The sequence below is a fragment of the Gudongella ferriphila genome, from assembly GCF_046224405.1.
GTDB lineage: Bacteria > Bacillota > Clostridia > Tissierellales > Tissierellaceae > Gudongella.
Genome location: NZ_JBJXRK010000006.1, coordinates 59,481 through 84,069, shown reverse-complemented (window position 1 = coordinate 84,069; position 24,589 = coordinate 59,481). Strand labels below are relative to the sequence as shown.

24 protein-coding genes, 1 pseudogene and 3 riboswitches are annotated in these 24,589 nt (G+C 42.1%); of the genes and pseudogenes, 4 read left to right on the top strand and 21 right to left on the bottom strand.

Annotation, left to right across the window (positions count from 1 at the left end):
• Positions 1-46: 46 nt before the first annotated feature.
• From grdD to queG, 19 genes and pseudogenes are all read right to left on the bottom strand, one after another.
• A complete protein-coding gene (gene grdD / locus ACKVDP_RS05910; protein WP_409227889.1) occupies positions 47-1,228 on the bottom strand; it encodes a glycine/sarcosine/betaine reductase complex component C subunit alpha in 1,182 nt (393 codons plus the stop codon).
• Between the two features lie 10 nt (positions 1,229-1,238).
• On the bottom strand, positions 1,239-2,777 hold the full coding sequence (gene grdC / locus ACKVDP_RS05905; protein WP_409227888.1) for a glycine/sarcosine/betaine reductase complex component C subunit beta: 1,539 nt from the start codon (positions 2,775-2,777) through the stop codon (positions 1,239-1,241).
• Between the two features lie 73 nt (positions 2,778-2,850).
• Entirely contained in the window at positions 2,851-4,161 is a 1,311-nt protein-coding gene (gene grdB, locus ACKVDP_RS05900) for a glycine reductase complex selenoprotein B (protein WP_409227887.1), read from the bottom strand.
• Positions 4,162-4,194: 33 nt separating this feature from the next.
• Positions 4,195-4,668, bottom strand: a complete 474-nt coding sequence (gene grdA / locus ACKVDP_RS05895) for a glycine/sarcosine/betaine reductase complex selenoprotein A (protein ID WP_409227886.1) — start codon at positions 4,666-4,668, stop codon at positions 4,195-4,197.
• 45 nt (positions 4,669-4,713) lie between these two features.
• Positions 4,714-5,187, bottom strand: coding sequence for a glycine/sarcosine/betaine reductase complex selenoprotein A (grdA, locus tag ACKVDP_RS05890; RefSeq protein ID WP_409227886.1), 474 nt, complete (start codon positions 5,185-5,187; stop codon positions 4,714-4,716).
• Positions 5,188-5,243: 56 nt separating this feature from the next.
• Positions 5,244-6,530, bottom strand: a complete 1,287-nt coding sequence (locus tag ACKVDP_RS05885; RefSeq protein ID WP_409227885.1) for a glycine/sarcosine/betaine reductase component B subunit — start codon at positions 6,528-6,530, stop codon at positions 5,244-5,246.
• 60 nt (positions 6,531-6,590) lie between these two features.
• Positions 6,591-6,908, bottom strand: a complete 318-nt coding sequence (trxA, locus tag ACKVDP_RS05880) for a thioredoxin TrxA (RefSeq protein ID WP_409227884.1) — start codon at positions 6,906-6,908, stop codon at positions 6,591-6,593.
• A gap of 11 nt (positions 6,909-6,919) precedes the next feature.
• Positions 6,920-7,873 (bottom strand): annotated as a pseudogene (gene trxB / locus ACKVDP_RS05875) (thioredoxin-disulfide reductase); the annotation flags it as partial.
• Between the two features lie 76 nt (positions 7,874-7,949).
• Positions 7,950-8,030, bottom strand: a riboswitch (glycine riboswitch).
• Positions 8,031-8,032: 2 nt separating this feature from the next.
• Positions 8,033-8,135, bottom strand: a riboswitch (glycine riboswitch).
• Between the two features lie 118 nt (positions 8,136-8,253).
• A complete protein-coding gene (locus ACKVDP_RS05870; RefSeq protein WP_409227883.1) occupies positions 8,254-9,861 on the bottom strand; it encodes a Na/Pi cotransporter family protein in 1,608 nt (535 codons plus the stop codon).
• 70 nt (positions 9,862-9,931) lie between these two features.
• Entirely contained in the window at positions 9,932-10,399 is a 468-nt protein-coding gene (locus ACKVDP_RS05865) for a tRNA (cytidine(34)-2'-O)-methyltransferase (RefSeq protein WP_409227882.1), read from the bottom strand.
• A 22-nt stretch (positions 10,400-10,421) separates the two neighbouring features.
• Positions 10,422-11,240 (bottom strand): Cof-type HAD-IIB family hydrolase, encoded by an 819-nt coding sequence (locus ACKVDP_RS05860; RefSeq protein WP_409227881.1) that lies wholly within the window; start codon positions 11,238-11,240, stop codon positions 10,422-10,424.
• Positions 11,241-11,333: 93 nt separating this feature from the next.
• On the bottom strand, positions 11,334-12,581 hold the full coding sequence (locus tag ACKVDP_RS05855; protein WP_409227880.1) for a heme ABC transporter ATP-binding protein: 1,248 nt from the start codon (positions 12,579-12,581) through the stop codon (positions 11,334-11,336).
• 19 nt (positions 12,582-12,600) lie between these two features.
• The gene (locus tag ACKVDP_RS05850; RefSeq protein WP_409227879.1) at positions 12,601-13,650 is read right to left on the bottom strand and encodes a FecCD family ABC transporter permease; all 1,050 of its coding nucleotides are present in this window, start codon (positions 13,648-13,650) and stop codon (positions 12,601-12,603) included.
• A gap of 13 nt (positions 13,651-13,663) precedes the next feature.
• Positions 13,664-14,599 carry a helical backbone metal receptor gene (locus ACKVDP_RS05845; protein ID WP_409227878.1) on the bottom strand — a complete coding sequence of 312 codons (936 nt, stop codon included), beginning with the start codon at positions 14,597-14,599 and terminating at the stop codon, positions 13,664-13,666.
• Between the two features lie 91 nt (positions 14,600-14,690).
• A riboswitch (cobalamin riboswitch) is annotated at positions 14,691-14,873 on the bottom strand.
• Positions 14,874-14,911: 38 nt separating this feature from the next.
• Complete coding sequence (locus ACKVDP_RS05840) at positions 14,912-16,429, bottom strand: VanW family protein (RefSeq protein ID WP_409227877.1); 1,518 nt, start codon at positions 16,427-16,429, stop codon at positions 14,912-14,914.
• Positions 16,426-17,076, bottom strand: a complete 651-nt coding sequence (gene nth, locus ACKVDP_RS05835; RefSeq protein ID WP_409227876.1) for an endonuclease III — start codon at positions 17,074-17,076, stop codon at positions 16,426-16,428. The genes ACKVDP_RS05840 and nth overlap by 4 nt, the downstream gene beginning before the upstream one ends.
• A 9-nt stretch (positions 17,077-17,085) precedes the next feature.
• A complete protein-coding gene (locus tag ACKVDP_RS05830; protein ID WP_409227875.1) occupies positions 17,086-17,367 on the bottom strand; it encodes a DUF503 domain-containing protein in 282 nt (93 codons plus the stop codon).
• 87 nt (positions 17,368-17,454) lie between these two features.
• Positions 17,455-18,642 carry a glycine C-acetyltransferase gene (locus tag ACKVDP_RS05825; protein ID WP_409227874.1) on the bottom strand — a complete coding sequence of 396 codons (1,188 nt, stop codon included), beginning with the start codon at positions 18,640-18,642 and terminating at the stop codon, positions 17,455-17,457.
• 52 nt (positions 18,643-18,694) lie between these two features.
• Positions 18,695-19,708: a tRNA epoxyqueuosine(34) reductase QueG gene (gene queG, locus ACKVDP_RS05820; protein ID WP_409227873.1), complete on the bottom strand. Its 1,014-nt coding sequence runs from the start codon at positions 19,706-19,708 to the stop codon at positions 18,695-18,697.
• Between the two features lie 106 nt (positions 19,709-19,814).
• Between queG and rodA the strand changes: the two genes are divergently transcribed.
• From rodA to ACKVDP_RS05800, 4 genes are all read left to right on the top strand, one after another.
• Complete coding sequence (gene rodA, locus ACKVDP_RS05815; protein WP_409227872.1) at positions 19,815-20,924, top strand: rod shape-determining protein RodA; 1,110 nt, start codon at positions 19,815-19,817, stop codon at positions 20,922-20,924.
• Between the two features lie 89 nt (positions 20,925-21,013).
• Positions 21,014-21,340: a PadR family transcriptional regulator gene (locus tag ACKVDP_RS05810; protein WP_409227871.1), complete on the top strand. Its 327-nt coding sequence runs from the start codon at positions 21,014-21,016 to the stop codon at positions 21,338-21,340.
• Entirely contained in the window at positions 21,324-21,902 is a 579-nt protein-coding gene (locus tag ACKVDP_RS05805) for a DUF1700 domain-containing protein (RefSeq protein WP_409227870.1), read from the top strand. Before ACKVDP_RS05810 ends, ACKVDP_RS05805 begins: the two co-directional genes overlap by 17 nt.
• Before the next feature lie 11 nt (positions 21,903-21,913).
• Complete coding sequence (locus tag ACKVDP_RS05800; RefSeq protein ID WP_409227869.1) at positions 21,914-22,948, top strand: DUF4097 family beta strand repeat-containing protein; 1,035 nt, start codon at positions 21,914-21,916, stop codon at positions 22,946-22,948.
• A 38-nt stretch (positions 22,949-22,986) separates the two neighbouring features.
• On the opposite strand, the gene ACKVDP_RS05795 is transcribed toward ACKVDP_RS05800, so the two are convergent.
• Both ACKVDP_RS05795 and ACKVDP_RS05790 read right to left on the bottom strand, forming a co-directional pair.
• Positions 22,987-23,598 (bottom strand): thymidine kinase, encoded by a 612-nt coding sequence (locus ACKVDP_RS05795; protein ID WP_409227868.1) that lies wholly within the window; start codon positions 23,596-23,598, stop codon positions 22,987-22,989.
• A 227-nt stretch (positions 23,599-23,825) separates the two neighbouring features.
• Complete coding sequence (locus ACKVDP_RS05790; RefSeq protein ID WP_409227867.1) at positions 23,826-24,587, bottom strand: hypothetical protein; 762 nt, start codon at positions 24,585-24,587, stop codon at positions 23,826-23,828.
• Positions 24,588-24,589: the final 2 nt, after the last annotated feature.

The window sequence follows — 24,589 nt, the reverse complement described above, 5'->3', positions numbered from 1 at the left end:
TGTGTTATTTAAAACCCCCGGAAATTAATTTCCGGGGGTTTTTTTACTAACAGGGGTCTGCCTCTCCAACTTCATAGCCAGCCTGGGCCAATACCACCAAAGCCTCATTTAACTTGGTCTCATTGACCATAACAATCGGTCCGGTACAGCCCATTCCTGACTCAGCATATATCTTGTTCTTCCAAAGAACTTCAACTGCATCGTCAAGCTCCATTATATCGATTCCATCGATTGTGCCAGTAACTGGTTCCTTTTCAGGTGCCACTACCTTCTCATCGCTGGTTTCCTTTTTAGTTTCCTTAGTCAGTGATGCAAGGACTTCCTTGAATCCAGCCTTGTTTACTGCCTCAAATTCCTGCTTAGCAACACCGTGTACATCTCCCTTTACGAGATCAGCGGCATAACTGATAGCATTAGCCACTACAGGAGATCCTGAAGCTCTTGATAGGATCAATACCAGCCTTCCATATCCTTCTCCGATTCCAGGACCATAGCCAAAGCCCTGTGATTCGTAGCTTCCACCTGTAGTGAAAGATGAAAATATCTTCATGAGAATATTTCCTGTAAGAGTATCGGTAACCATTACATCTGGTGTTCCTGCAAGAAGGTCATTCCCTCTCATTACAGCTCCTCCGTCAGCCCTTGCTGATTCAGTGAAGTTTAGGTCATAGCCATTTGCAATAAGCTCCTTGAATGCTCTTTCAACCTGTCGTGCCCCATCCACATTAAGGATTCCAAGTGTTGGATTCTTAACTCCCATTGCCTTGGCAGAAATAATACCATACACTCCGTTCTTCACCATCGCTTCAACTCTGTGTGAAGATGAAGTACCAGTCGTAGTTGCAACAAACATTTCCTTTCCTCTGCCAGGAGTTACTACCCTACCTACTGTGGAAACGCCTATTGGGAAGCTGTAGTGAAGAGTTACACATCCACCAAGCTCGCCCTTGTCAAGCATTTCCTCCATCTTCTTGTAGCCTTCCTCTTCTGTATCTACGACTACCTGGGTAAGGTCAGATTCAACCTTTGGTCCAATAAGAACCACCTCTACTGAACTGTCCCTCTTTTGGGCAAGCTCTGCACCCTTTACCATGTTATCTACGCCCAGTTCACTTCCAAGAGTAGTGATTCCCACTCTAACTCTTTGTCCAAACTGGCCGGTTTCCATGGCGTCGGCAATGTCGTTGAATACCTTGCCAATCATGGCTTTTACATTGTTTTCAGACATCATATCACCTCTAACCTTGAAGGAGATGTGAAGCAAAATCTCTCATAGCCTCAGCTACAAGACCTCTGACCTCTTGCTCAGATACGCCTTTGCTTTCCTCCACTACTCCAGGATTTTTCTCCATAACTATTGAAACTCCATCGAACTGGTTCGTCATTCTACCCAGGAAAAGACTTCCCTTGCCAATTATCATGGCCTTGTTTATATTTCCTGCCTCAATATCCTCCTTTGCAAAGCCTACATAGGGAACTCCTGAAGGGATATGACCCTGAGTTGGTGCCCATCCTTCCATTCCATGCTCTACAATGAAATCATTAAGTGCCGTTCTCTCAATTTCCCCTCTTTTTACACCAAGGGCTGCAATCATTTTATAGTTTGCATTTGGTACATCTCCAGCTCCTGCCGGCTTTGTAACATCTGGGTTCTGCATTTCAACTGAGTACTTGTCAATATCAGTGATTTTCAGTCCACCTCTGTCAAGTGGCTCCGTTACAAGTGAAGTTATTACTGCCTGTGGTGATGAACCTGTACCCACGGTATGTCTTCCAACAAGATCTGTTCTAAGAACAGGGCTGGTTCCGTCGTTTTCACTTACAAGCACTGCAAATCCTCCAATTACATCCTCAAGTATTGGCAGTTCCTTCTTAACGTGGTCCTTACCGTTCATTCCAAGCTTTGCAGTTGACCCGCCTGATACAATAAGGACATTCTTGAAGGTTCCAGCCTTGACCATTGATGCAGCTGAAATCATTGCATGGGTTGGTGCTGCGCAGAAGCCTCTTACATCAGATCCTGATGCCTTTGTAAGCCCAGCAACTTCAGCAATCGCCTTGGCAAAGTTGCCTCCGCCTCTCTGGTTCATATCTCCGCAGGCTTCCTCTGAACACTCCAGTACATACTCAATTTCCTCTGCATTGATATCTGTCTTGTCAAGAAGATGTAGTGCAGCAAGGACTCCTGATGCCTTTGATACAAGGTTTTCAAATATTACGTGGGCATTGAGGTTTATATCAACATCATGTGCTCTCTTGATGCATCCAATCACTTCATTGTTCATATACAGGGGCTCTGCTCCCTGCTCGTCAACAAGCTTCTGGATGTCGGCCATATCCTCGCCTTCCTTAAGCTTGGCCACCAATTCATCCTTGACAAGAGGATGGTCATTAAGCTTTTTCTTTACGTCTGCAGTAAACTCCTTGTTTAGCTTAACAAGTTCAAATGCATCAACAATCTTGATAAGTCCAATGAACTCATCCTGTGGCATTATCTCGCCAAGCTTGCCATTCTTTGATGCTCCTTCTACATTTTTTCCAACCCAAGGCTGTGGATCTTTTCTCAGGTCTGCAGGTTTATTGTTTCCAATATAGACCTGGTTAGGAAGATAGTTTACGGCCTCATCAAAACTCCTTAGGCTCTTTGGTAAATTTTTAAGATACTCTGAATTTGGATTCAGATGCTTCTCAGTTGTCTGTGTGGTTCCATTGTGAAGTACCATATCTGGTGCATGCACAAGTACATAACTTGTTCCTTTTACTACTGAATAACTCAAACGAGTCACCTCCATTGAAAATAGGTTTTACAAATGGGTGTAGCATCAACTATCACCCATTTGCAATCAATTATTATTTATCAAATACCGTCTGCTCAGTAACCTCTGTTTCAAGAGCCACTAGAGATTTTTCAACAATTTTTCTTCTTAATGCTTTTTCCTCTTCCTTGTCCAATGAAGGATTTCCCAGTGGATGAGGAATTGCAATTGCAGGAACTATTCTGTTTGCTCCTACTGTAAGGGATATTGGAACTACAGTACATATGTGAACTACAGGAATACCTGCTCGCTCAATTTCCTTAACCATCGTTGCACCGCAACGTGTACAGGTGCCTCAGGTTGAGGTAAGGATAACCGCATCAACTCCGTCAGCAATCAATTCCTTGCTGAACTCTTCTGCAAATTTCTTTGAGCTTCCAACTGCAGTACCATTTCCAGTCGTTGAGTAGAAATATCTATGAAGCTCTCCAATTTTACCTTCTTTTTCAAGGTCTCTAAGAACATCCACAGGTAGTACTCTGTCTGAGTCTTCATTACAGTAAACAGGGTCAAATCCACCATGGGCTGTCTCATGGGTCTCAGCTGTCAGGTCCATAACTCCGTCAATGTCATACTTTCCATATTTTGAAGCTGAAGATGACTCTATGTGATCTGGATTTCCCTTTGGTACAATTCCACCAGATGTTACAAGGGCAATCTTAGCCTTTGTAATATCCTTTATTGCAGGATTAGGATCAACTCTGTCAAAATCAGGCATTGGATATTCAGTGGTGAACGCCTCGCCCTTCAACTTCTTAAGAAGCATGTCAACAGCTCTTTCAGAGCCTCTCTTTTCAGTGAAGTAGTTCTTTCTTATTCCTCTTTCAATGTAGCCTTCCTCTGAAGGTGATCCAATTTCCTCACCATTTAGAAGTTTCTTGGCAAGAGGAACCATTTTTGCAACTGCATCCTTCATACCAGCTGCACTGTTCTTGGTCTCAACAACATATACAGCTTTCTTGTACATATCTGCTCCAGGATTCTCAATATACATACCTGTAAGAGCAGGAATATTCAGTTCGCTTTGCACTGCTTCGGTGATTGTTCCACATGCAACACCATATCTTCCTGCGTTAAATGCGGGTCCTGCAATAAACAGGTCAGGGCTATATCCCTTTACCATTTCAAGAACCTCTTCCTTGGCGGCATCGATATTTTCACCAAAATAGCTGTCTCCACAGATTACTGTGGCTACGATCTCAGCCTCTCCACCAAATCCAGCCTGTATTGCCATTCCAGGTCCTACAGCGCCTTCTCTTACCTCTGGCTTGATGTCAGCCTTTTCTTCACCACCAATACCAGCGAAGAATTGGTTTATATAGTGTACAATTCTTATTTTCGCCATAATATTCCCTCCTCTCCTCTATTCTTAAGGAGTTTAGTATTTGCCATGCTCTTTTCTCATTGATGCAACTTCTTCTACTATAGCATCCACATCAAGCACCATTTCCATCATGCCGATTTGGTCATCATATACATCTGCGTCTACTGATTCCTTAAATTCTGGCTCTACTGCGTGGTATACTTTAAGTCCCAACGGAACTCCCGCCAATGGTCCTGCGAATGTAGGGTCTCCTGCTGTTACTGTCTCTGCAGCCAATCCTGCTGATTCAGCTTCTGCTCCACCGATCAATACTACAACGTTCTCCGCTCCGTATTTCTCAGTCAGGTCTTTTACCCTCTTTTGATTCTCAAGATCCATTGCTCCTGCAGCCGTTCAGACGAAACATTCTGTCGCTGAAAATACTACCTCTGCAGGTGTGGTCTTTATGCATTCTTCCATGGCTGGCCCTGGAATACCGTCTCTATCGCCAATTACGATTACTTTTGAGTTCTCGTTAAATATTGACATCTTGCCACATCCTTTCCTTTGTTTTTTATTCTATTGTTCTTGTTTTTAGTATTTGCCGTGCTCTTTTCTCATTGATGCAACTTCTTCTACTATAGCATCCACATCAAGCACCATTTCCATCATGCCGATTTGGTCATCATATACATCTGCGTCTACTGATTCCTTAAATTCTGGCTCTACTGCGTGGTATACTTTAAGTCCCAACGGAACTCCCGCCAATGGTCCTGCGAATGTAGGGTCTCCTGCTGTTACTGTCTCTGCAGCCAATCCTGCTGATTCAGCTTCTGCTCCACCGATCAATACTACAACGTTCTCCGCTCCGTATTTCTCAGTCAGGTCTTTTACCCTCTTTTGATTCTCAAGATCCATTGCTCCTGCAGCCGTTCAGACGAAACATTCTGTCGCTGAAAATACTACCTCTGCAGGTGTGGTCTTTATGCATTCTTCCATGGCTGGCCCTGGAATACCGTCTCTATCGCCAATTACGATTACTTTTGAGTTCTCGTTAAATATTGACATCTTGCCACATCCTTTCCTTTATTTTTTTATTCTATTTTTATACCTGATTTATATTCCTAAAATCCTTTTGCTGACATCTTGTTGAATCCCATTTCGTTTGTAGCACCTGTGATGGCCTGAATCTCAACTGTGATTGTTCCATCGTCCGCCAAACTTCCATCGAATCCGCCTGCAATTATATCAGTGTATGCTAGTGTACCAATGACCTTGTCCATTTTTGGAAGGGTTATTACTTCATTTGCATTTCCGCCTGTAACCACTGCATCTGCTGACTTGTCAGCATCAGCAAGTGACTGGCTGGCACCATCTCTTCCAGCGTACTCATCAGTGATTATTACCGTCTTGATGTCCTTTGCTTCTATCTTCTTACAGTTCATGATAAGGTCAGTGTCTGGGTTGCCGAATCCTTCCTGTGATATTACCACTCCATCAAGGTTAAGGTATTCAGCCAATTTCGCTGTCCAGTTTGATGATCTCTCCTTGTCTGCAAGGTAGACATTTTCGTTGGTGATTATGTTTCCAACATAATTGATCTCTTTTCCGTGTGCTGCCATCAGGTCATGGACAACTGGATTGTTCAGATGATGATAGGTTGTGTTTTTGTCACATGCAGATACGCAGTTTCCACTTACAATTGCCCCATCCATGATTTCTGTAGGATAAAGAATTGTCGGTACAATCTGCTTTGCATCCACTCCATATACATAGGTGTCATGAAGTAGTCCTTGTGTCTGAAGCATGTGGACGTATCCAACCTTAGGAAGATTAGGATATTTTTTCATTCCATCTACAAAAGTGTCAGTTTCAAAAACTTCAACTTCATCTGGGGTCAATGATTTTGCAGTTTCAGCTATATATGCCGCTGACTTGAAGCCTGCAAATCTTACTGCCTTTTCATGGTCATGCTGCTTAAGACCATCAACAGGCTCACAATTTACTACAATGTTGATCAACTTTGAAAACGGAGTATAATCAGCACCAGGTCCACACATATCAACGATACCTTCCTGGAATCCAACAATCTTACCGGTTGTCATAACTGAACAGCCCTTCAGCACATTGGTCTTCCCAGAACCTACAACGTCGACCTTTGAAAGCACTCCTGGGAATACCCCTCCAGGTCCTTCAACCTTAACCCTTGGTTCAACTACGTCCTTAACAGGTGTGATTCTTACACTCTCACCTGGTTTGGCAATATCAACATCAACTGATTTAATGTGTTCATCCTCCATAACAAGATCAATCAACTCTGATTTGTTTATTGTAAGAACTCCATTCTCAAGCTTGGTTGAATCGCCGAATACTACATCTTTAATTAGTATCTTTCCTAACTCAAGACGCATTTGCTTCACCTCCTCAAAATATTGGTTGCTATCTTAGTGTAAATCCTTTAACTCTTGGGGCTAGCTGTATTTTTCTACAAGCTCCTTAACAGATTTGGTTGTAGCTTCATCGCCCACAACTCCGTCCACTCTTTCGCCATTCTGATAGATTGCTATTACTGGAAGTCCTAGTACCTTTTGTCCTATTGCAACTCTTCTGGCTTTTGTTATGTCAAGTGAAGTGAATTTGATCTTGTCTCCAAATCCTTCCTCAAGCTCGTGAACATGAGGCATTAGTGCCTTGCAAGGCTCGCATGAAGGACTCCAGAAATCAACAAGAACCGTGCCCTCTGCATTTAGTACCTCTTGCTCAAAATTCTCTTTGTTTAATTCGATCATAGTATTTCCCCCTATTCTTCGAAGTTATTTTCTATATACTTCTCTGCCTGGGTTGCTGCTATTGCACCATCCGCTGTGGCAGTTACCACCTGTCTCAATGACTTTACCCTATTGTCTCCTGCTGCAAAGACTCCAGGAATGTTTGTGGCCATATTATCATCAGTAACTATATACCCATTCTCCATTTGGACGAGACCTTCAAAAAGTTTATTTGCCGGATCATATCCAATGAATACAAATACACCAAAGGTTCCGTCATCCTCATCAGCAAAGACTTCTTTTTCCTCGCCTGTTTTGACGTTCTTTACAACCATGGATTCAAGTAGTCCATCGCCCTTAAGCTCAGTAATCACAGAATCCCACAGGTATTCGATCTTTTCGTTCTTGAATGCCTTTTCCTGAATTGACTTTGCAGCCCTTAGCTGATCTCTTCTGTGGACAATTGTAACCTTTCTGGCAAACTTTGTAAGGTACATTGCCTCCTCAACAGCAGAGTCGCCTCCACCTACAACAAATACTTCCAGATCTTCAAAGAATGCCCCGTCACAGGTTGCACAATATGAAACTCCTCTGCCTGTAAGCTCCTTCTCACCTGGGCACCCTATATGCTTTGGTACAGCCCCAGTTGCCACAATTACAGTCTTGGCCTGGTATTCTTCCTTTTCACCCTTGAGGATCTTGATTTTACCCGTAACATCAACACTTTCAATTGTGTCAGAAACCCTTTTTGCTCCAAATCCTTCAGCCTGTTCAACCATCCTGGCTACAAGGGATGGCCCGGTGGCATCTTCCACTGATCCAGGATAGTTTGCAACCTCATCTGTAGTGGCAATCTGTCCTCCCGCTGCTTCCTTCTCGATTATCAGGGTGCTCATTCTGGCTCTTGCTGCATACAAACCTGCAGAAAGTCCAGCTGGACCAGCTCCAATAATCACTACATCATAAATCATCCATTTCCCTCCTTTTTCAAAATATCGTTAGGTATAAAACTTTCTATAATTCTGCTAAAAAAAAAACAGAATAAATAGACCTTGCCTACTTACTCTGTTTATTGACCTGAGAGATTCTTCCATTTTCCAGAAACGGAATTGCTCCTTCGGTGTAAACGACGCTTTCCAGAGTTCTGTCCGGCAGCGGTCCTGTTGCCTGAGAGGTTCGCAACAGAGGGGCTAGCTCTGTTAATTACTCCTTCGGCGCCACAATTGTGGTCTCTCCCGCTACTATCATCCAGAAATGTTCAGAATTTTCCTAATTATTTCGTTACGTTTTTAACAACTCTGACAAGCTCATTATACTGTATTTACTTATACTAATCAATAGCTAATTTACATTTTATTTATAAACATTATTCCTTAAATTTATCCAGCACATACATTGCGATATTCCTTGAGTGATCGGAAATTCTTTCAAGGTTGCTGATGCCATCCAGGAACACAATTCCAGCTCCTGTACTGCACATCATCTTATTTAGTCTGTCTATGTGGTTGGTTCTATTCTGTCTTTCAAGCCTGTCAACCTCATCCTCAAGAATCAGAACTTGTCTTGCCAAGGCTTCGTCAGTGTCCTTGTATGAGGTTAAAGCTGATTGGAAGACCTCTGTACACAAGTTATACATCTCATCCATTTCCTCCACAGCCTGAGGTGTAAAGTAGAGATTGTTGTCTGACTTGTACTGTGCCAGCTCACTTAAGTTCTCGATATGGTCTCCAACCCTTTCAATGTCCCCAATGATGTAGAGCATTGCATTGACATCAGCGTGCTGCTCGTCTGAAAGGGATGCATTGGAAAGCCTCACGAGGTAATCGGTAATTTCCCTTTGTATTCTATTTATAACCCTTTCCCGCTCTAAAATTGAATCTATCAATTCTATTTTGTCCTCTAACATCACAGTTCTTGCCGCTGCAAGATTCTCAAGGACGAGATCCCCCATTCTCAGTGCCTCTCTGGTCGCCTGACCAAGAGCAATGGAAGGTGTCTCAATTATACGTTTATCCAGGAACTTGGATTCAGTAATCTCCTCCTCATCCACACCAGGTACCAACTTCTCTGCAGCCTTTACCAAAAGAAGTGCAAATGGGAATTGAACTACAAGGTTAATCAGGTTAAAGGATGTATGGGCATTTGCAATCTGCCTTTGGACATCATTTGGTGAAATATAGGTTACCAGCCACTCTATGGGATACCTGAATATGGTCATAAACATTATAGTTCCCGCAAGATTGAACAAGAAGTGAATGACTGCTGCTCTTTTGGCAGTCTTGTTGGCACCGATACTTGATATCATGGCGGTAGTTGTGGTTCCGATGTTTCCCCCAAAAAGTATTGGGAATGCCAGGTTCATTGAAATCAGACCTTCCCCTGCAAGAGCCTGCAATAGTCCTATTGAAGCGGAGCTACTCTGCACTATTGTTGTAAGTCCAAGACCCACAAGCATTCCAAGAAACGGATTGTTAAGGCTAACCATTACATTTGTAAAGGCTGGAAGGTCGGCCAAGGGTTTAAGTCCATCACCCATCATATCCATACCAATAAACAGTATACCAAAACCTATAAGTATTTCTGAGTAGGTTTTTGCCTTCTTGTTTTTTGCACCTATCCAGATGGCAACCCCTATGGCAACCGCCAAAGGTGCGACCTCTGTCAGCTTAAATGCAACAAGCTGAGCAGTGACTGTGGTTCCCAGGTTTGCACCCATTATTATTCCAACAGCCTGAGGCAGTGTCATCAGTCCAGCATTAACAAAACCTATTACCATTACTGTGGTGGCACTACTGCTTTGCACAGCTATTGTAACAACAATACCTACCAATACTGCCATCAAGCGGTTTCTGGTCAGTCGTTCTATCATCTTTTTTAGCTTGTTTCCTGCAGCCTTCTCAAGACCGTCACCCATGGTGTTCATTCCAAAAAGAAACAATCCCAAACCACCTAGTACCGGAAGAGCCGTATCCATTTTTGTTTCCCCCTTTGTCCCCTTAGATTTTAAGAATAGAATTCAATAATTGCATAACATTGAAAATATATCATTTAAGCTCTGGAAAGTCCAGCTGCCTTAATGCTTCATAGATAATAATATTTGCTGAGTTTGAAAGATTGAGAGATCTTGCTATGTTTTTCTTCATAGGTATCCTGATTGCCGTCTCAATATTGTCTCTGACCAGACTCTCGGGAAGGCCCTTTGTTTCCTTTCCAAACACAAAAAAGGAATTGTCCCTGTAACTGAATTGGGCATAATTCTTCTCTGCCTTGGTGGTTGCAAAATAAAAATCCCCATCAGGATTATTGTCAAAAACCTCCTGGAGGCTATCATAATATTTCAGCTGCACCAGTGGCCAATAATCGAGTCCCGCCCTTTTAAGATGCCTATCATTTATTGAAAATCCCAGTGGTCTAACAAGATGCAGCACTGTTCCCGTCAATGCACAGGTCCTGGCAATGCTACCTGTATTGTGTGGAATCTCAGGCTCCACAAGAACGATATTTAAAGCCATTTTCTACCTCCATTTATCATAATCAAAGAACAAACCTTTCAATTGCCTTGGCAACCCCATCATGGTCGTTATCCTCTGTGATGTGGTCAACTCTTTCCAGAACCGCTCTTGCACCATTTCCCATTCCTACACTTAGTCCTGCTACGGAAAGCATTGACAGATCATTTTCATTGTCACCTATGGCCATTGTGTTCTCCAGAGGTATGTCCATCAGTTGGCAGAGATGTTCCAGACTTCTACCTTTTGATATTCCTTCCTCCATTACCTCAAGATTGTTAGTCCAGCTCTTTGATATAGAAATTCCCTCTACAGAATGGAGCTTTTCCCTGAGCAGTTGCAGTTTATCCAGATTGTTGTCAATAAAAAGAAACTTAAACACATCGAGGTTCGTTCTACTGGATATATCCTCTACGCTCTCATATATATCGACATCTATGGATTGGCCTGTGAACTTCCCTTTTGACGAGGAATAATAGTCTACTATTTCCTTTACGTAGGTTTTGGTGAAAAAAGTATCTTCGTTGTAAAAATGAAAATACACTGACATATTATGCCCGATTTCCATAATCTTTTCAAGCTTTTTCTTGTCAATGGGTTTTCTGAAAATATCCTTCCCTTTGTTGTCAACTATAATTGCTCCGTTGCAGGCCGCAATGTAACTGTCCAGCTTTAGCATTTCTGAATAGTACATAGCTGATTTTAGAACCCTTCCCGTGGCAAGAACCACTTCAACATCCTTATCCTTTGCCATTTCTATTGCTGTTCTTGTCCTTTGGGTCAGCTCATTTCTGCTATCAAGCAGAGTCCCATCCATATCTATTGCGATTAGCTTTATATCCATATGATTCCTCCTATCACAAATAATATACCATACAGATTGAGAAAATAAAAGAAGAAAGGGTCCAGGTGAATATACCCCGACCCCTTGTCACTCTTATGAAATTCCCCTTAACAGCTGCTCCATTGAGTCCACAGAACACAGTCCATTCTTAACCATTTGCTCTAAGATAAAAGTCGCTTCACCACCTGTGTAATCGAACTCATCATATTCTTTGTCTCTTAGATAGTAGACCTTTTTACCATTCTCCAGGAACTCTGAGGCCATTTTCAGATTTCTTAGATTTCCACTTCCTATGGGTACATTGGTCATTATCACAAGGTCTGCTTCTGCAAGCATCTCCCGGTTCTTCTTTTCCGCCCTGTCGGAAATACCTGAAAACGGCTTTTCCTCGGCTATTTGAACCTTTAGGCTCTTTGCATACTGCCAATCTGTGTCTCCTGCATTAAGTACCCCCATACTTAGTTGGTATCCCCTATGGTAAAGCACATTAACCAGATCCTGGCCTGAGCCACCCCCAGATATTACATGAACTCTTATATTCAACTCGCTACGTATTCGTTTGTTTACCTCCAGTGGAATAACTGAGATATGTCCTGTGTATCTGTTTCTTTCCACCGCAGCCCTCATTCCATAGGCATTTAGAATGTTTTCTGTGGTTATTACATCCTCGGGAGTTCCTTGAGCGATTATGCCTCCCTTTTTCAGAAGCAAAATCCTGTCAGAATACCTGGTGGCAAGGTTTATGTCGTGAATCACCAATATGATGGTTATTCCCTTCTCCTGGTTCATCCTTCTCAGGAGATTGAGGATATCAATCTGATGGTTTATATCCAGATGTGATGTTGGCTCATCCAGAAGAATTATCTCTGTATTCTGTGCCAGTGCCTTTGCAATAAAGACCCTTTGCCTTTCTCCTCCTGAGATTTCAGTTATGAGCCTTTCCCTGATATCAAAGGTGTTGGTCATTTCCATGGCTTCATAGATAAGCTTTCGATCCCTTTCATCCTCTTTTTCAAACCTTCCTTTAAATGGATGCCTTCCCATGGTAACAACTTCCTCCACAGTAAAATCAAACTGAAGACTTGTATCCTGTGGAACCAAGGAAATTTTTCTGGCAATGTCCCTCCGCTTGTACTTTTCGATATTTTCACCCATCAATTCAATTCTTCCCGATGATGGTATGTAAAGACCGTTGATGGTTTTTAAAAGAGTGGATTTTCCAGATCCGTTTGGTCCTAAAATACTTATGAACTCCCCTTTGTCCACCTGAAAGCTGACATCTCTTATAACTGGAGTTGCTGTGTATCCAAACACTATGTTCTTTGCACTGACTGAGTTCATCATATCACTACCTTATCAATTAGAGAGCCTTCTTCTTGCTTCTTAAAAGATAAATAAAGAAGGGTCCTCCAAATATTGCTGTTATGATTCCCACTGGTATTTCCATTGGGGAGATAACAGTTCTCGCTATTGTATCCGTGAAAACCATAAATATGCTTCCCACTACTGCAGATGCTGGAAGAAGTATTCTATGGTCAGGTCCGACGATCAGTCGAACTATATGTGGAATTATTAGACCTACAAAGCCTATTATTCCGCTAATTGATACTGCCATTGAAGTAATGAAGGTCCCAAGAAGGAGAATATATACCTTTATCCTTTCAACATTTACACCAAGACTTTTAGCAGATTCTTCACCTGTAAGCATTATGTTGATGTCCCTTGAAAAAAACAGCAGAATAACCATGGCAGCTATTATCGGAACTGACATAGTAGTTATTGGATTCCATCCCTTGCCTGCTAGGCTACCCAATGTCCAGTAGATGATTTTTGTCATATCCCTGTTGTAGATTACCATCAGAAGAGATGTTATTGCAGTCAGGAACTGGCCTACAGCTACGCCTGCCAGAAGCAGGGTGGTTACAGGCACCTGGCTTCTGATTCTTCCGATGTTGTACACCAGGGTCACTGCAATCAAAGCCCCAACAAAAGCCAAGATTGAGATACCTGAAAATCCCAGGAAAGCCGCTTCAAGCTTAAGAATAATTGCAATTGCAGCACCAAGTGCCGCACCTGAGGAAATCCCCAAAATATAGGGATCTGCCATGGGATTCTTAAGTAGACCCTGAAAGGAAGCTCCAGATATGGAAAGTCCGGCTCCCACAATCACACCTAACAATAGCCTTGGAAGTCTAACGCTCCATATGATTGAATGCTGGGAAGGTGTTATTGAATTGGAATCGACCAGCTCTCCAAGAACTGGTATCTTTGATGCTACAACCCTGTACACATCAATTGTACTTATGCTTGCAGATCCAATGGTTGCAGTTATTCCAACCATCAATATCAATAGAACTACCAGCACCAGCATGGTGAATCCGTATGACCTGATCCGGATATTATCCTTCATTCTAATCACAGCCTTAATTTTTCAATTCTGGATGTATGGCTTCCACAATCAACTCAAGAGCCTGGATTATTCTCGGTCCCGGCCTTGAAATAACATTCCCGTCTATTAGGTACACCCTACCATTCTTGATGGCATCTATTTCACTGTATCCTGGTCTTTCCTTTATGGAATCAACTGTTTTCTCAGGTAGGTCGTTTGCAGTTAAATAAACTTCCGGATTCCTTTCAATCAGTTGCTCCAGGTCATATTGGGGATACTCTCCCTCAGCATCATTAGCAACATTTTCTCCGCCTGCCAGGCTGATAAGCTGGTCTATAAAGGAACCAGGTCCAGCTGCCATAAGTGGCTCATGCCAGATTTCATAGAAAACAGTCTTCTTTTCAAGACCTTCAATACTTTCCAGTATTTCTTCTTCCTTTGATGCCATTTCATCCACAAGCTCCAGAGCCTCCTGCTTATGTCCTGTCATTTCTCCAATCCTTAGAATAGTGTCCCTAATCTCCTCTATACTCTCAGGCTCAAATCCAGCAATCTGAATTCCTGCTTCAAGGAGTCTTTCATTCTCTTCCGTTACTCCATCACCATAATTAATGACAAGGTCAGGCTCAAGCTCAATTATTCTCTCAAGATTGATACCATTGAAATCGCCTATTTTTTCAATATCCAGAACATCTTCCGGATAGTCATCATAGCTTGTTACTCCCACAACCTTGTCTCCTGCTCCTATTGCGAACAGTATTTCAGTGTTGCTGGGCGCAAGTGAAATAATCCTTTGTGGTGGATTATCAAAGATGATTGTATTTCCAAAATCATCCATTGTCTCCTCAGCATTTCCATCTACAGCCCCAGACTGTTCCTCTGGCTGGACAGTTTCTGTCTCTGTGCTGCAGCCTGCCAAAAGTCCCACCGTAAGCATCATAATAAGTAATAGCACTATCCCTTTTTTCACGATTCATCTCTCCTTTTTTTTACATAAGTTAAGCCCATCAGGAGATGGGCTGTTTTGGCAAAATACATACATCCCTCCCTCCGAGGTAAAGCACTAGCAAATGTCACAGGCAGATATCCTGACTTACGGTTCATCCTCAATTCAGCGCCTTCCCGGTTTCCCAGTGGCTTATTGCTGATTTCGTTCCCGTTTACAGTAGCGGGGGCTGTAGTGGATTTGCACCACTTTCCCTATTAAATCTCAAATGTGAGATACCTGTTACAAATATTAATTGATTATCTTCATATATGATATCAGAACCAGGTAACTAAATCAACCTGCATTCTCCGTCCATGTATCCGACTCTTCATTTTGCTGGGAATCAGAGCCGTCTTCCTGCTCCCGGTTCTGCTGGGGCTCTTGCAATTGACTCGGCTCCTCTACATTGCCAGGATCCTCCCCAGGGGTATCAGCATCAATATCAGGAATTTGCTGTTCTATTACCGGGTCTGGGCCTACCTTGTATATAAAGCCCCTTTCCCTGTAGTAATCATATGAAATCTGCTCAGTGCTTACGATCTCTCCATTCCTAACTATTGATTTAAAAGAGTTCACCTTGTAGCCGTTTCTTCCCTCCTGCACAAGCTCCCTGGCACCCGGTTGCAATGTATTGTCCAGATTTTCGTGAACCTTATAGGGTATAGTTGAAATTTGGTTGGTTGTAATCCTTACGGTGTAATCTCTGTTTTCCTTGTCTCCATAAACTTGGAAGTACACCCTTGTACCTTCTACCTTACTATCAATCAACACCGGGTAGTCAAAATCATTTCTGAATACAAGATCGAGATAGCCAGTTGCAACAGCTGCATCTGTACCTCTTGGAACGTATGCCGGTGGTATTGAGTGGGGGCTTCTCTCCAAAATGGTCATATCAGCCAGCAGCAATGCATTGTATAGTGTTGTGGATGTCTGACATACTCCGCCTCCCATCCCTGGTATCAATTCACCGTTTTCAATTACAGGAGCTTCCCTGTAACCAAGGCTTGCCTGTCTAGGTCCGGTGGTTTTATTGTAGGAGACCACCTGTCCAGGCATAACTACCATTCCATCAAAGGATTCAGCTGACAAACGAATGTTGTGGATCCTTCCAGCTGAACTTCCTGCAAAGCTCGTTGAAAATTCTCCAATAATTCCATTGATCTTTGAGTAGTAATCCTCCCCCACCTCTGGTTGAATAATCTTCAGTGGAATTGCCAAATGTTCTGCTTTAAGAATATCATCTCCCATATTGGAAATGTTCTTTAAAAACGACTCCCTATCCAGCATTATTCCTTCAGCAGCTTCAGTAATTACCATTTCTCCATCCTCAAAGCTGAACTGGGCGTCAATTGGCGCCTTTTCAACTATGACAGCAATTTCTTCAAGAACATCTTCCAGATGATCCACCTTGAAGCTGTGCTCAAGGTTGAAGCTTACGGGATTTTTTTCAAGATTACGGATCTCTGTATATCTCTCCAGGATGTTTCCAGACCTACCAATCTGAAATGCTTCGGTTGCAATCTCCTGGATGTTGTATTCCAATTGGAGGTCCCTTAGTGACACTTTGGTTGAGTATCCATCCATACCATCAACATTTATCTCAATTGTCTTTTCAAGCTCTTCCTCCCTTGACTCCGTGAGGAGAAGGATCCCTTCCCCAAGGGTCAAGCCGCCCATTTTCTGTCCATCGATTATGATACCCTCATAAAAAGTATCCCCTGCTACATGGCTGTCAAGGTAATAGTAGCTTCCCATTCCAGTTAAGGTTAGAAGAAGTACTATTACAATTGCAATGATACCACCCTTTTTCATTTTCCCACCCCATTTATATAGTAAAGACAACAAGCGCTTATTTGACACTCCTCGCAAATAGGCTTTCTAGCCTTGCATACTCTTCTTCCATGGAAGATCAGCTGATGATGTGCCCTAGTCCACCTATCTTTAGGTATAGCCTTCATAAGGTCTTCCTCTGTGCCCTCTACGTTTTTTGAAGCAGCCAGGCCAATGCGATTGGAAACTCTAAAGACATGGGTGTCAACTGCTATGGCTGGTATTCCAAAGGCATTGCTGGCCACCACATTTGCAGTTTTCCTGCCAACTCCTGGTAGCGTCATAAGGTCCTCTATTGTCCCAGGAACCTTTCCGTCATATAATGAAACTATTTTTTCACAGGCCCCTATAATATTCTTGCTCTTTGACTTTGAAAGTCCGCAGCTTCTTATTTTCCCTTCCAGGGCTTCCTCCCCCAAAGCAATATAGTCCATTGGAGCTTTCAACTCCACAAACATTTTTTCTGTAACCTTGTTTACCCTAACATCCGTACACTGTGCTGAAAGGATAGTTGCAATCAAAAGCTCGAAGGGATTTCTGAAGTTAAGCTCAGCTCTGGCATTTGGATAAAGCTCTTCCAAAATATCCAGAACCTGCAGTTTCTCTTTTTTTGTCAATCTTTTTCTCATGTCTGTCTCCTATAGTATTTCAATCTCGTGATTTGTTATTTCCACTCTTCCGTCAGCATCCACGAAATTCATAACGCTGCTGATCATGCTTCTGACATGCGTTGCCTCATTGGATACACAGGCAATTCCAATTACCGAAGACTGCCAAACATCAAACTTGTCCACCTCGGCAACTGAGATGTTGAATCTGGATTGGAGTCTGCCTAGAATACTCTTTATCACGTGCCTTTTTTCCTTAAGTGAATGTACTTCAAATATGTGAAGTTCAATTGAGCATGCTCCTATTATCATAGCTCCACCTCTTGCAATTTGTTAATATCATATTATACTATTTTGCGTATAAAGAAAAGAGGGGGTACCCCCTCTTTATCAATACAACTATAATATTCCCATCTCTTCTCCAACCTGCTTGAAGGCTTCAACTGCCTTATCAAGCTGAACCCTGGAATGGGCTGCCGTTACCATGCATCTAAGTCTTCCTGTTCCCTTTGGAACTGTTGGGAAAACAATGCCTGATACAAACACGCCTTTTTCAAGAAGTCTTTTGCTAAACTCCATTGTCTTGGCCTCATCCCCTATGATAACAGGTGTTATTGGGGTTTCACTGTGACCGGTGTCAAATCCAAGTGAGCCCATCTTTTCCTTGAAATATGCTGCATTGTCCCATAGTCTGTCCGTATATTCCGTAGACTCCATAAGCATGTTAATGGCCTCTGTTATAGCACCCACCGCGGCAGGAGGAAGCGACGTTGAGAAAAGAACAGGTCTCGCCCTGTGGCTTAACCATTCATACATTGTCCTGGACCCTGCCACATATCCTCCAATTACTCCAATAGCCTTGGAAAGTGTTCCTATTGTGAAGTCAATCCTCCCATGAAGCCCAAAGTGGTCAACCGTCCCCCTTCCACTTTCTCCAAGGACTCCTGATCCGTGGGCATCATCCACATAGGTCATGGCACCATACTTTTCTGCCAGTTCAACTATTTCAGGAAGCTTTGCAATATCTCCATCCATGCTGAATACACCATCGGTAATTATCAGCATATTTCTGTATTTGTCCTTGTTTTCCTTTAGGACAGCCTCCAGACTTTCCATATCTGAGTGTTTGTATATTGTTTTTGAAGCCTTGGAAAGTCTTGCACCATCGATTATTGAAGCATGATTAAGCTCATCTGAAATTATAATATCCCCTGCTTCGGTTATAGCCTGAATGGTCCCTGCATTACAGTTAAAGCCGGACTGATAGATAAATGCTGCTTCTTCCCTTTTAAATTTGGCAAGGGTCTCCTCCAGCTTTTCATGAATATCCATGTTCCCAATGATAGTACGCACAGCACCTGAACCTACTCCATATTTTTCAACCGCTTCAATTGCGGCTTTCTTCATTCTGGGGTTGTTGGCAAATCCCAAATAATTGTTTGATGAAAGGTTTATCACCTTTCTGCCATTAAGCTCAACCTCTGCATCACTTGCAGAACCCATCACCGGCAGCTTCCTGTATACTCCTTCATCCTTGAGCTCCTGAATTTTCTCCTTCAGAAATCCCAGTTCATGTACATTTGACACTATAATCCCTCCTTAAAGGTTTAAATAATTCTTAGTTGAAAATCAACATTAGCTATTTTACCATATCTTTCAATATCCTTGAAGTGTAAGGTTTCAATAAATCAATATTCTTTTTATGCAAGGTCCTAATCAGATCCACATGGAGATGTGCACCCATGTTTTCGAGAGCTAAGACGGAATTTCTCAGTAGTACTGTTTTTCCCCTCCAGCTTCCAGCCATATCCCCATACTTTTCCTGGAACTGCTTTTTTGACATGTGCACCAGTTCCTCAATGTCTACAATCCCTCCCGTCTTCACAGGATCGAAATCTCCATGTGATGACAAGCGAACCTTTTCATTTTTTGGGCATACAACCTGACATGTGTCACATCCATATATTTTTATACCCATTCTAGCAGATAAATCCTCAGGTATTAAATCCTTGGTCTGGGTCAGGTAGGAGATGCACTTCTTTGGATTAAGGATACCTGGTCCTTCCAGTGCACCGGTTGGACAAGCATCCATGCATAATGTGCAGTCACCGCAAAGGCTCTCCAATCTATCTTCTCGGGCTCCAATTTCAAGGTCAGTCAGTATATATCCAATAAAAATAAATGAACCAAATTCTGGATTTATAATGCTGCAGTTTTTTCCATAATATCCGATACCTGCCCTGTTGGCGACCTCCCTGTCCACAAGAGGACCAGTATCACAATGGGAAATATGATTGAAATCATGCTCCTTTTTCATTTCCTTCACTAGGGCTTCCATCTTCTCCTTAATAACAAAATGATAATCTCTACCCCATGAAGATTTGGACAGGCTCCCCTTTACACTTGCTTCTTTCCTATAATCATTTTCTTTATTATAAGAAAGTGCAATCACTATAATGGATTTGCATTCCTCCATTGTAAGCCTTGGCTCAACTCTTAACTCCACATCCCTTTCCTCAAATTCTGTGATCCTTTCTTCCTTTAATCTGCATTCAAGCTGCTTACGGATTCTGTCAAGTGGACCTGTGTGTGTGAATCCTATCAGATCAATATTAAGTTGTATCGAAATGTCTACTATTCTATCCCTATCCATGCCAATACCTCCACTGATAATTATATCAAATAATAAACAATAAACCCACTACTTGAAAAAACCATTGTATGATATAATAGTGCTTGATGCAAAGGAGTAGATGATAATGTTTAATCTTAGAAAAAAAGCCTTCAAGAGATTTGATTTCCTGTTGCTAATAACGGTTGTTCTCTTGAGCATATATGGACTGGTAATTATATATTCGGCAACCTTAAGCTTGGATAATATAAGATTTGTTCGAACTCAGGGAATTGCCACCATGATAGGATTCCTGGCCATACTGTTTTTGGTGTTTTTTGATTTCCAATTTTTGGGCAAGCTATACATCCCAATATATATAGTTTCAATAGCACTTCTGTTGGCAGTGCTGTTCATGGGCGTTGGTGAAGACCAGTGGGGTGCCCGATCATGGCTCTATATAGGATCTTTTGGATTCCAGCCCGCTGAATTTGTGAAGGTTGGACTGATAATTTCTCTAGCCAAGTATATGGACAACAACAAGGATGAGATCAATTCTCCCTTTGTCCTGCTTAAGATATTGATTTTCGCGTTTTTCCCAGTTGGGTTGATACTTCTTCAGCCTGATGCAGGTACGGCAATGGTATTTATTTTCTTTATAGCCGCAATGCTTTTTGTAGCCGGTGTCAAATGGAAATATATAGGAATAGCACTTGCAATGGGACTGATGAGCCTACCAGTCCTTTGGTCGAGACTTGATACGTTTCAGAAAGATAGGATCCTCAACTTCATGGATCCTGAGCGGGATACCAGTAATACAGGCTATCAAGCCATCCAGGGTAGAATCGCCATTGGTAGCGGCAAGATTTTTGGAAGAGGATTGTTTGAAGGAACCCAAACCCAGTTTAACTACATCCCAGAGAAACAGACAGATTTTATCTTCGCTGTTCTTGCGGAGGAGCTTGGTTTTATTGGAGGCAGCCTTCTTATTCTCTTATATTTCATAATGATCAATAGAATTATTAGGATTGCACGTAACAGCCCTGATAAATTCGGATCATTCATGTCAGTTGGATTGGCTGCAATGTTCCTATTCCATATATGGGAGAACATAGGCATGACCATTGGTCTGATGCCTATTACCGGTATACCTCTTCCCTTTATGAGCTACGGAGGAACCTTTCAACTTATAAACCTTATATCAATCGGCATCGTCCTAAGTGTTGGATTACACAGGGAAGGCTTGAGCTTTGAATGATGGGAGAAAATTTCTCCTATTTTTTTTATTTAGTACCTTGCATTATAAGGTAGTGTGTGATATGTTATAGCTGTGAAAGGAGACTGGCCATGAATATACAATTCAAAAAAGGGGTTCTTGAGCTTTGTGTTCTGACTCTACTGAAGAGAAAGGATTATTATGGGTATGAATTGGTTGAAAACATCTCCCAGTTTATTAAGATATCAGAAGGCACAATCTATCCTCTCCTGAGAAGATTCAGAAGTGACGGTTATGTTACGACCTATCTGGAGGAGTCCCAGGAGGGACCCCCAAGAAAGTATTACAGACTCACTGACAAGGGGCTGGATGTTCTCCTGGCTCTCCAGGAGGAATGGGAGAATTTTGTGAACGGTGTCAATTTATTGTTAAGGGGTGTGGATGATGACCAGGAATGAGTATTTGAGCAAGCTTAAATCATATCTTTCAAGCTTAAGAGAAGGAGAATTGCGAGAGATATTACTTGATTACGAAGAGCACTTCAATATCGGTAGGGACAAAGGAAAGACAGACGATGAAATATCCTCGGAGCTTGGATCTCCAAGGGAGGTAGCAGACAGTATCTTGAGCACTTTAAAAACTGATGGAAACAATAAGAGTGCCACTTCACAGGAGAGAACCTCCAATGACAGCACCAGAAGATTCTTGGTGTTCCTGCTGCTGTTAGGACTTAATATAGTATTTGTACTTGGTCCTGTGGTAGCAATAATGGGGATGATAGTTGGAATCTTTGGAGCGGGAATTGGATTTGTGGTCGGTGGAATAGGGTTGGTCTTTGGAGCTCCTTTTGCTAGTTTTGTTTCAGGCTTTGTTCCTGGAATACTTACTTCAATATCCTTTGGGATTGGGCTAAGTGCTTTGGGAGCATTGGTCTTTATTCTGGGCATCGTTGTCAGCAAGCTGTTCTACAGAATCATGTCCATGTATATAGAATGGAATAGAAGAATAATAAATGGTTAGGAGGAAATGAGATGGATTTAAAAAAACTCTCCATAGCGCTTGCAGGGATTATGCTTATTGCTTTTGGTATAGGGCTCTACTCACTTCTTTATATTGACAACTTCAGAATGGAGGATATTTCAGGAAAAGGGTCTCTGGAAATAACCGGCGATGGTGATTCAGTTAAAATAGATTCAGATGGAATTCAGGTTTTTGAAGATGGCAAGTCTGTTACCATAAGCTGGAATGGAATTGAAGTGATAGAGAATGGGGAAAAAACAATTGTAGGTTTGAAGGATATTGATTTTTTTCAACGTTTCAATGTTTTTTCCAATCTCACATCCTATCAAGCAGATGAATCAAAGAGTGTAGATCTGACTGATGAAATTGAGTCAATCTCTATTTACAGCACCTTTGCGGATACTGAATTAATCAAAACAAATGAAAATGACTTGAAGATTTATTTAAAGGGAAGCTACAAATCCAACCGCCAGGTTTCCCTGAGTGTACAGGACCTCGGCGACAACATAAGAATCTCAATCACACCTGAAACAGGGAGTTTTACCGTTTCACAATCAAATCTTTTGCTGGAGATTCATCTTCCTGAGAGTTACGACGAAAACCTGGAATTCACTTCATCATCAGCAGGTTTAAAGGCTGAAGCATTGAAGGTTGATAGCCTTAAGGTTGAATCAAGCTCAGGGAGTATCGAGATACGTGAGCTCCGTGCTCAGGACTCCAGGATTGTAACCTCTTCAGGTGAAATCAGTATTCCCCTGGTTACTGGAAAGACATTTATCACAAGCAGTTCCGGTGATGTAAAACTTGGTCCTGCTGAACCATTTGGTGAAGTCAAAATCACCACCAGCTCAGGTGACATTGAGGTTGGTCCTCTAAGTGGCCTATCCCTAAGAGTTAATGGGACGACCTCTTCAGGTAGAATCACCTTTGAGGGATCAGCCACCTCAATACAAAACGATTACGATCGCTTGTTCATGACGCTTGGCGATGGTTCATATCAGATGGATCTTACAAGCTCGTCGGGAAACATAACACTCTTTGAATAGACAAGGATAACGGGTTGACAATTGTCATCCCGTCTTAATTACTCTATAAAGGTTACCTGGTTCTTGTTTACTATCGCCTCTTCTTTCTTCTTCTCCTTCAGAAAACAGGCTCTGCACAAAGGCTCGTACTCCTTTGTTGCACCTATTACAACCCTTTCCCTTTCCTTGGTCTTTCTATGGCTTACCCAGGCATCTGTTCCACACTTAACACAGACAGCATGATGCTTGTTCAGATAATCCGCTATGGGCATCAGCTCCTTGAGTATTTCAAAGGGTCTACCTGAAAAGTCTATGTCCAGTCCTGCCACAATAACAGTTATGTTCCTGCTCAGCAGCCAGTTGATCCCCTGGATAATATCCTCCATCTCACCACCTAAAAATTGCACCTCATCTATTGCAACGACCTCAGGATTCATCCTTTCACAATGCTTGATTATCTGGTCTATATCATCCACCAGTATCCCTTCTAGGGATGTTTTGTCATGAGTAACTATTTCTGATGTCGGCACCCTATTGTCCACTGATGGTTTAAAGGCAACCGTTCTGTATCCGGCAATCATAAATCTCTTTACTTCCTTTTCAAGGCTGGATGTTTTCCCTGAGAACATAGAGCCGGTGTGTATTATTAATTTCCCTTTGTATTGATGCATTTATGTCCCTCCTTATACTTGACCTATTCATTATATCAAGAATTTAAGGATAGTTAAACTGATTGAAGCAAAACAATCATAAATTTTGTTCATAAAATTACAGTAGAGGAAGCGTCTGAAGATGCATTAAGGAAGTCTTTTATGATACTCAGATGCTGTAATTTCTTAATGCAAGGATGATACAAAAAGCTTCATATCCGCACAAAAAAAGACTCCTAGGAGTCTTTTCATACCACGGGATTCTTCAAGGAACAGGGCAAATTGACCAAACACTTGCCACACACCGATGCATCACCCAGATATTTATACTTTTCACCATTTTGGACCAGCATCTCGTAGCATTTGAATCTGTCAAAGTCACCCAAATGCAACGCGCCATTTACGCAGCTATCAACACAAGCTGTGCAGCTTCCGTCGTGCTTATAAAGACAATTCTCCTTTTCCAATCTTTCATCCGCCTCAAGCTCGAGGCTTGTAACAACATTGCCAAGTCTACCACAGCATCCATTTTCAGTTATGAGCATGTTGTTCATGCCAAAGGTTCCCAAACCTGCAACATAGGCCACATGCCTGTTGGACCATACACTGACCAAATTTTCATAATCCATATTAAGGGAAGGAGGCAATTTGGCTGTACCATATCCAAGTCCTGTCAACCAACGGATAAGATGGTCATTTATCTCGCCAATTAGGATATTTGTCTCAACATATGCCCTTGCCCATTCCTCAGAGCTCTCCCTATTATTGATATTGCTTTTTGGAATCCATTCCTGGTATGGAAGAAAGTAGGCAATTACAGTTTTTCCACTGGCTAGTATGTCCTTTGGATGCAAATGCTCTGGAACCGCTACATCCTTCAACAGATTGAACATTGGATCCTCTGAGGATGCAAACCCCACCATGGGAGTTTTCCAGCGTGAAACTATACCTTCCCTTCTTTGAAAACCCATGACAAAGTTATCAATCTCCTTGGAAATTTTATCTTTCATGG

Bases quoted from the DNA above. Each gene is read 5' to 3' on its own strand.
- grdD (WP_409227889.1), bottom strand. From the start codon at position 1,228: ATGTCTGAAAACAATGTAAAAGCCATGATTGGCAAGGTATTCAACGAC.
- ACKVDP_RS05885 (WP_409227885.1), bottom strand. From the start codon at position 6,530: ATGCGTCTTGAGTTAGGAAAGATACTAATTAAAGATGTAGTATTCGGC.
- trxA (WP_409227884.1), bottom strand. From the start codon at position 6,908: ATGATCGAATTAAACAAAGAGAATTTTGAGCAAGAGGTACTAAATGCA.
- ACKVDP_RS05870 (WP_409227883.1), bottom strand. From the start codon at position 9,861: ATGGATACGGCTCTTCCGGTACTAGGTGGTTTGGGATTGTTTCTTTTT.
- ACKVDP_RS05865 (WP_409227882.1), bottom strand. From the start codon at position 10,399: ATGGCTTTAAATATCGTTCTTGTGGAGCCTGAGATTCCACACAATACA.
- ACKVDP_RS05860 (WP_409227881.1), bottom strand. From the start codon at position 11,240: ATGGATATAAAGCTAATCGCAATAGATATGGATGGGACTCTGCTTGAT.
- ACKVDP_RS05855 (WP_409227880.1), bottom strand. From the start codon at position 12,581: ATGAACTCAGTCAGTGCAAAGAACATAGTGTTTGGATACACAGCAACT.
- ACKVDP_RS05850 (WP_409227879.1), bottom strand. From the start codon at position 13,650: ATGAAGGATAATATCCGGATCAGGTCATACGGATTCACCATGCTGGTG.
- ACKVDP_RS05840 (WP_409227877.1), bottom strand. From the start codon at position 16,429: ATGAAAAAGGGTGGTATCATTGCAATTGTAATAGTACTTCTTCTAACC.
- nth (WP_409227876.1), bottom strand. From the start codon at position 17,076: ATGAGAAAAAGATTGACAAAAAAAGAGAAACTGCAGGTTCTGGATATT.
- ACKVDP_RS05830 (WP_409227875.1), bottom strand. From the start codon at position 17,367: ATGATAATAGGAGCATGCTCAATTGAACTTCACATATTTGAAGTACAT.
- queG (WP_409227873.1), bottom strand. From the start codon at position 19,708: ATGGATAGGGATAGAATAGTAGACATTTCGATACAACTTAATATTGAT.
- rodA (WP_409227872.1), top strand. From the start codon at position 19,815: ATGTTTAATCTTAGAAAAAAAGCCTTCAAGAGATTTGATTTCCTGTTG.
- ACKVDP_RS05810 (WP_409227871.1), top strand. From the start codon at position 21,014: ATGAATATACAATTCAAAAAAGGGGTTCTTGAGCTTTGTGTTCTGACT.
- ACKVDP_RS05805 (WP_409227870.1), top strand. From the start codon at position 21,324: ATGATGACCAGGAATGAGTATTTGAGCAAGCTTAAATCATATCTTTCA.
- ACKVDP_RS05800 (WP_409227869.1), top strand. From the start codon at position 21,914: ATGGATTTAAAAAAACTCTCCATAGCGCTTGCAGGGATTATGCTTATT.
- ACKVDP_RS05795 (WP_409227868.1), bottom strand. From the start codon at position 23,598: ATGCATCAATACAAAGGGAAATTAATAATACACACCGGCTCTATGTTC.
- ACKVDP_RS05790 (WP_409227867.1), bottom strand. From the start codon at position 24,587: ATGAAAGATAAAATTTCCAAGGAGATTGATAACTTTGTCATGGGTTTT.